The following is a 6,393-nucleotide window of genomic DNA, read 5'->3' on the forward strand; positions in this document are numbered from 1 at the left end:
GCGGCAAGGAGGCGATCATCGGCACATACGCGGTCACCGGGTCCGCATCCGGCATGGGCTTACAGGCGGCCCGACGGCTCCGCGATCTCGGGCACACCGTGATCGGTGTGGACCTCAATGAAGGCGATGTGGTTGCCGACCTGTCCACTGCGCAGGGACGTCGGGCGGCTGCCGACGGCGTGCTGGCGGCGTGCGGCGGAATGCTTGACGGGGCGGTGCTGGCTGCCGGGCTCGGCCCGGGTCCCGGCTCTGACCGCAACCGGTTGATCGCCGAGGTCAACTTCCTCGGCGTGGTCGAACTACTCGAGGCCTGGCAGCCCGCGCTGGCCAAGGCAAACCGCGCCAAAGTCGTGGTGATTTCCAGTAATTCGACGACAACGGTGCCGGTGGTCCCACGCCGGACCATTCGGGCGTTGTCGGCGCGCGACACCGACCGGGCGGTCCGCTCGCTGCGTCTGCTGGGCCGCAGCGGGTCGGCCATCATGTACGCGGCGTCGAAGATCGCGGTGAGCCGCTGGCTGCGGATCAATGCCGTCTCCGCAGAGTGGGCCGGTGCGGGTATTCGTCTGAACGCGTTGGCTCCCGGCGCCATCCTGACTCCACTTCTGCAGGCCCAACTCGCCGATCCGCGCGAGGGTGCCGCCGTGCGGAAGTTCCCGGTACCGATCGGCGGATACGGTGACGCGGGCCATCTCGCCGACTGGATGTGTTTCATGTTGTCGGACTCGGCCGATTTCCTCTGCGGCAGTGTAATTTTCGTTGACGGCGGCTCCGACGCCTTCTTCCGCCCGCGGGAGTGGCCCACCGCGGTGCCGCTGCGCCGTCTGCCGCGGTATCTGTGGCGGTTCGCCCGCGGCGTACGACATGGCTGACACTGGCCCTTCCCACGGGCGGCAGCGCGCGTGGGCTGCGGTCGCGCTGCTCACCCTGGTCGGAACCCTCAACTACGTCGACCGGTTCCTGCCCTCGGTACTGGCCGAGCCGATCAAACACGAACTCGCCCTGTCGGACACCGCGATCGGGGTGATCAACGGATTCGGCTTCCTGATCGTGTACGCGGTCCTCGGCGTCGCGGTGGCCAGGGTTGCCGACCGCGGAGCGTTCGGCGCGGTGATCGCCGGCTGTCTGACGCTGTGGGGCACCATGACCATGCTCGGCGGTGCCGTGCAGTCCGGGTTTCAGCTCGCGCTCACCCGGGTGGGCGTCGCGGTCGGCGAGGCGGGCAGCACCCCGGCCGCCCATGCCTATGTGGCCCGTAACTTCCCTCCGGAGCGTCGCGCGGCACCGCTGGCAGTCATCACGTTCTCGATCCCGCTGGCCAGCGGCGCCAGCCTGATCGGCGGCGGCCTGTTGGCCGAAAACCTGGGGTGGCGAACGGCTTTCGTTGCGATCGGTGCATTCAGCGTGGTATTCGCCCCACTGGTGCTGTTGATCGTAGGGGCCCGCCAGTCGCTGCCCGTTGCGGTACACCGGGAACAGGACGTGACCGTCAAGTGGTGGGGTCTGCTGCGCAAGCGCAGCTTCCTGGCCGTCATCGGTGGGACAGCATTCGTCTCGGCCGCCGGTTACTCGCTGACCACGTTCTCGCCGGCCTTCCTGATGCGGACGCGTTCCATGTCACTCAGTGAGGTCGGGTGGGAGTACGGCCTGGCCACCGGGCTGTCCGGGGTGCTCGGACTGCTGATCGTGGGCCGGCTGGCCGATCGGCTGGCGGTGCGCGACCCGCGCTGGTTGCTGTGGATCGTGGTGGCGACGACGGCGTTGCTACTGCCGGCCTCCGTGTTGGCGTTCACCGTCGAAAGCCGCCTGGCGTGCGTGTGGTTCCTGGCGCTCAGCTACGTCATCGGCACGGCGTACCTGGCACCGTCCATCGCCGCCATCCACCGCCTGGTGCTGCCGGCGCAACGAGCTACCGCCTCGGCGATCTTCCTGTTCTTCAACGCCATTCTCGGGTCCATCGGCCCGTTCGTCACCGGCCTGATCAGTGACGCACTGACCGCCGATCTCGGCGTGCACGCACTGGGCCGGGCCCTGCTGATCCTGGTTCCGGTACTGCAACTGCTGGCGATGGGCTGTTATCTCGTCGCCGCCCGCTGGTACCGCAGCGACATCATCGAGACGAACGGCTAGCCCGTCGGGGTGCCCTCGGCACGCGCCCGGCAGCGGGTGGCACCCCACAGCCCGACGGCGATGCCGACCACCGCTCCCCCGAGGCCAACGATCTTCTGTGACCGTGGCAGCTGGTCGTGTACCGCCATCCCACCGAGCAGGTCTGCGGCGTCGGCGCCGCCGGAGGCCAGGAACCACCCGCGGGTGTCCTTGCCGCGCAGTCCCGCCGTCAACAGCAGTCCGCCGATCAGCGCGTCGCGATAGCCCATCGACCGCCACATCAGCTGCGCGGTTGCGTCTGGTGTTTCCCGGGCGCCCCACCACCGGTCGGCCCGCTTCGGGTCGACGAGAAACGAGACTCCCGACGCGAATCGGATGGCACCGGCGGCCAGCGCGGCCCGGTCGATCGACATGCCGTGCAGCCTAGCGGCCCGGTGTCAGGCCTTCCGGTGCTTCTTCGGATCGATGACCGTCGGCGGTCCGTCGGGATGCAGCGCACCGCCCTCGTTGAGCCAGTCGGCAATCTCCGCGGCATCTTCGCGCGTGACTGGCCGACGCCTACTGAACAGCGATTTCACCTTCTTGGTCAGCTTCGGCATACCCCCGATGGTAAGGGCGAATCGAGGCGACGACCGAGGCTTGGCGAAGGCTGTGAAACCGCTTGTCAAACTGGCTGGAATACAGAGCTTTTCGACGATGCCCGGCGATGGGTGGCGCCGGGCACTGCGACGATTTTTCCGCAACCGGTCCCTCGAATCGTCTCCGCCGCGATAATCGAGGTAGCCGAGCTCGAAGAGGAGCAAACCCATGGCCACCATCGAAGCCAACGCAGAGACATCACCGTTCCGGGAGGATGTCGAGGCCACCCAGGCCTACATCGACAGTCCCCGGTTCGCGGGCATCACCCGGCTGTACTCGGCGCGTCAGGTCGCCGAGCAGCGTGGCACCATCCCGTCGGATTATCCGGTGGCCCGTGAGGCCGCCACGGCGTTCTTTCCCTACCTGCGCGATCTGTTCGCCCAGAAGCTGAGCATCACCACCTTCGGACCGTATTCGCCGGGTCAGGCGGTCGTGATGAAACGGATGGGGATCAGAGGGATCTACCTGGGTGGATGGGCCACCTCGGCCAAGGGGTCCATCAGCGAGGATCCAGGGCCGGACCTGGCCAGCTACCCGCTCAGCCAGGTGCCCGACGAGGCGGCCGGGCTGGTCCGGGCCCTGCTGACCGCCGACCGCAATCAGCAGTATCTGCGGCTGCGGATGACCCCCGAACAGCGCGCAGCCACCCCGGCCGTCGACTACCGGCCGTTCATCATCGCCGACGCCGACACCGGTCACGGCGGCGATCCGCATGTGCGCAACCTGATCCGCCGCTTCGTCGAGTCCGGGGTGCCGGGTTACCACATCGAGGATCAGCGTCCTGGTACCAAGAAGTGCGGCCACCAGGGTGGCAAGGTGCTGGTGCCCTCGGATGAGCAGATCAAACGGCTCAACACCGCACGGTTCCAGCTGGACATCATGCGAGTGCCCGGCATCATCGTCGCCCGCACCGATGCCGAGGCCGCCAACCTGATCGACAGCCGCGCCGACGAGCGCGACCAGCCGTTCCTGCTGGGGGCGACGAACCTGTCGGTGCCGACGTACAAGTCGTGTTTCCTGGCGATGGTGCGCCGGTTCTACGATCTCGGCGTCACCGAACTCAACGGGCATCTTCTCTATGCGCTGCCCGCCGGCGAGTATGCGACCGCCGAGGCCTGGCTGGAACGCGAGGGCCTCACGAACACGATCGCCGAGGCCGTCAAGGCCCACGTGGCCGGCGATTCGGTGGACGCCATGTTCGACAAGGTCGAGTCGGCGTTCGTCGAGGCGTGGCAGGCCGACGCCGGCCTGAACACGTACGGCGAGGCGGTCGCCGAACTGCTGGAGTTCCGGGAACGGGAGGGTGAGCCGGCCGCGATGAGCGCCGCGGACTGGCGTGACTTCGCCGCGCGGGCGTCGTTGTACACGGCGCAGGAGAAGGCGCGCGAGCTGGGCGCGGACGTGGCCTGGGACTGTGAGCGGGTCAAGACCCCCGAGGGCTACTACCAGGTGCGCGGCGGCATTCCGTACGCCATCGCGAAGTCGCTGGCGGCCGCGCCGTTCGCCGACATTCTGTGGATGGAGACCAAGACCGCCGACCTCGCGGACGCCAAGCAGTTCGCCGACGCCATCCACGCCGAGTTCCCCGATCAGATGCTGGCCTACAACCTGTCACCGTCATTCAACTGGGACACCACCGGCATGACCGATGACGAGATGCGGGCGTTCCCTGCCGAACTCGGCAAGATGGGGTTCGTCTTCAACTTCATCACCTACGGCGGCCATCAGGTCGACGGCGTGGCGTGTGAGGAGTTCGCGACCTCCCTGCAGCAGGAGGGCATGCTGGCGCTGGCGCGGCTGCAACGCAAGATGCGGCTGGTCGAATCCCCTTACCGCACACCGCAGACACTCGTCGGTGGTCCGCGCAGCGACGCGGCGCTGGCTGCCTCCTCGGGCCGTACCGCCACCACCAAGGCGATGGGCGCCGGCTCCACGCAGCACCAACATCTGGTGCAGACCGAGGTGCCCAAGAAGCTCCTCGAGGAGTGGCTGGCGATGTGGGGCGATTACTACAAGATCGGCGAGAACCTGCGGGTGCAGCTGCGGCCCCGCCGCGCTGGATCGGACGTCCTCGACCTCGGCATCTACGGTGACGGTGACGAGCCGCTCGCCAACGTCGTCGTCGACCCCATCAAGGATCGGCATGGCCGCAACATCCTGACGGTGCGCGATCAGAACACCTTCGCCGAGAAGCTGCGCAAGAAGCGTCTGATGGACCTCATTCACGTGTGGCTGATCCACCGGTTCAAGCCGGAGATCGTCTACTACGTGACGCCGACGGAGGACAACGTCTATCAGACCGAGAAGATGAAGGCGCACGGCATCTTCAGCGATGTGTACCAGGAGGTCGGCGAGATCATCGTGGCCGACGTGAACCAGGCCCGCATCGATGAACTGCTGGCACCCGATCGTGAGGCGCTGGGACGGTTGATCCGCAAGGAGGACTAGGGCTTCGGTGGTTCAGCTCACTGCCGCATGTGTGACGCGCCGCCGATGTACCAGGTCTGTCCGTTGATCCATTCGGCCTCGTCGGACAGCAGGAACGCGGTGACAGCGGCCAGGTCGGCGGGCCTGCCCAGACGGGTGACCTTGGCGGCCATCAGAAACATCTGCTGTATCTGTTGATCGTTCTGCCGTTCCTGGGTCTCCCCCATGACCAGGCCCGGCATCACAGCGTCGGGTTCGGCGATGAAGAATGTGATCGAGGCGGGTTTGACCTACGGAGTGCTGCCGCTGTCCGCGTGCCATCGCGAAATCGACGATGGGCGTTTGCGATTCGCCCCGATCGAGGATGCGACGCTCACTCAACGGCTCATCTGAGATGGCCACCCGGCCGTGGAATCCGATGGAGGGATGATCCCCACTCCAGCTGTTCAGAAGGGTGGTGGGGGTCCGTATTGTTCGGCGAGCCAGGCTTGGTAGTCGCGTTCGTAGGCGAGGTCGTTGTTGAGTTCGGCGCGCAGGCGTCGTTCTTCGGCGATGCGATCTTGGCGGTCTTGTTCGCGGGTCCGGCTGCGTTTGGGCATTTTGGCGGCCCGGTTCAGGTTCGGGTCCAGGCCGGGCGCGCCAGGTTCGGGGTCGGGGAGGTTGAGGTCCCCGGTCGGTTGGGCCAGAGTCGGGAACAGGGCGGCACCGTGGGGTTCGGTCACATGGGTGTGTCCGGTGGGGGTGGTGAACTCGATGGTGCCGTCGGGGAGTTGACGATCGGTCCAGCCGGGGCAGAACGTTTTCACCAAATGGTGTGCCCGGCAAAATAGTTTGGTGTTCGACGGATGCGTCGGCCCGGCGGGCCAGGGCGCGGTGTGATCGACATCGCAGCGTTCAGCCGGGGCGTCACAGCCGGGGAACCGGCACGTCAGATCGCGCCACCGGATGAACTCCGACAAGGCCACCGAGGGGCGGTACTGCGGCTCGCCGGCCGCAGCGGGCATGCGCACCGGTTTGACCTTCGCGGTGGCGGCCAGGTCCCGCACGGACTCGGCGGGCAGGATGCCATGGCCGACCAGATACCCCGGATCATCACAGGTCCCGTTCACGGTGGATTGGTCGGCCAGCACATGCACCACCGCCGCATCGGCGGCCGCCCGCTGCTGTGCGGCCGGGCAGTCCTCGCGCCGACACAGACACGACATGCGGGATTCGAGT

At 67.1% G+C, this 6,393-nt stretch carries 7 protein-coding genes and 1 pseudogene; 4 read left to right on the top strand and 4 right to left on the bottom strand.

Annotation, left to right across the window (positions count from 1 at the left end; all coding sequences use genetic code 11):
- Positions 1–17 precede the first annotated feature (17 nt).
- Entirely contained in the window at positions 18–872 is an 855-nt protein-coding gene (locus AC4ELH_RS29975; protein ID WP_448447249.1) for an SDR family oxidoreductase, read from the top strand.
- A complete protein-coding gene (locus AC4ELH_RS29980) occupies positions 865–2,130 on the top strand; it encodes a spinster family MFS transporter (protein ID WP_064957206.1) in 1,266 nt (421 codons plus the stop codon). Before AC4ELH_RS29975 ends, AC4ELH_RS29980 begins: the two co-directional genes overlap by 8 nt.
- Here the strand turns inward: AC4ELH_RS29980 and AC4ELH_RS29985 are convergent.
- Both AC4ELH_RS29985 and AC4ELH_RS29990 read right to left on the bottom strand, forming a co-directional pair.
- Entirely contained in the window at positions 2,127–2,522 is a 396-nt protein-coding gene (locus AC4ELH_RS29985) for a DUF4267 domain-containing protein (RefSeq protein ID WP_448447050.1), read from the bottom strand. The two genes, AC4ELH_RS29980 and AC4ELH_RS29985, sit on opposite strands and share 4 nt — an antisense overlap.
- A gap of 24 nt (positions 2,523–2,546) precedes the next feature.
- Positions 2,547–2,708, bottom strand: coding sequence for a hypothetical protein (locus AC4ELH_RS29990; RefSeq protein WP_448447048.1), 162 nt, complete (start codon positions 2,706–2,708; stop codon positions 2,547–2,549).
- 208 nt (positions 2,709–2,916) lie between these two features.
- On the opposite strand from AC4ELH_RS29990, the gene aceA reads away from it, so the two are divergent.
- On the top strand, positions 2,917–5,196 hold the full coding sequence (gene aceA, locus AC4ELH_RS29995; RefSeq protein WP_064957205.1) for an isocitrate lyase ICL2: 2,280 nt from the start codon (positions 2,917–2,919) through the stop codon (positions 5,194–5,196).
- A 17-nt stretch (positions 5,197–5,213) separates the two neighbouring features.
- Here aceA and AC4ELH_RS30000 read toward each other — a convergent pair.
- Positions 5,214–5,426 (bottom strand): annotated as a pseudogene (locus AC4ELH_RS30000) (SDR family oxidoreductase); the annotation flags it as partial.
- 10 nt (positions 5,427–5,436) lie between these two features.
- On the opposite strand from AC4ELH_RS30000, the gene AC4ELH_RS30005 reads away from it, so the two are divergent.
- On the top strand, positions 5,437–5,568 hold the full coding sequence (locus tag AC4ELH_RS30005; protein WP_448457060.1) for a type 2 periplasmic-binding domain-containing protein: 132 nt from the start codon (positions 5,437–5,439) through the stop codon (positions 5,566–5,568).
- 53 nt (positions 5,569–5,621) lie between these two features.
- Here AC4ELH_RS30005 and AC4ELH_RS30010 read toward each other — a convergent pair.
- The coding region (locus AC4ELH_RS30010) for an HNH endonuclease signature motif containing protein (protein WP_498888436.1) at positions 5,622–6,393 on the bottom strand (772 nt) is incomplete at its 5' end.

The organism is Mycobacterium shunyiense, from assembly GCF_058270075.1.

What these genes read in the sequence shown, in the direction of transcription:
- AC4ELH_RS29980 (WP_064957206.1), top strand. Translation starts at nt 865, where the DNA reads ATGGCTGACACTGGCCCTTCCCACGGGCGGCAGCGCGCGTGGGCTGCG.
- AC4ELH_RS29985 (WP_448447050.1), bottom strand. Translation starts at nt 2,522, where the DNA reads ATGTCGATCGACCGGGCCGCGCTGGCCGCCGGTGCCATCCGATTCGCG.
- AC4ELH_RS29990 (WP_448447048.1), bottom strand. Translation starts at nt 2,708, where the DNA reads ATGCCGAAGCTGACCAAGAAGGTGAAATCGCTGTTCAGTAGGCGTCGG.
- aceA (WP_064957205.1), top strand. Translation starts at nt 2,917, where the DNA reads ATGGCCACCATCGAAGCCAACGCAGAGACATCACCGTTCCGGGAGGAT.
- AC4ELH_RS30005 (WP_448457060.1), top strand. Translation starts at nt 5,437, where the DNA reads ATGAAGAATGTGATCGAGGCGGGTTTGACCTACGGAGTGCTGCCGCTG.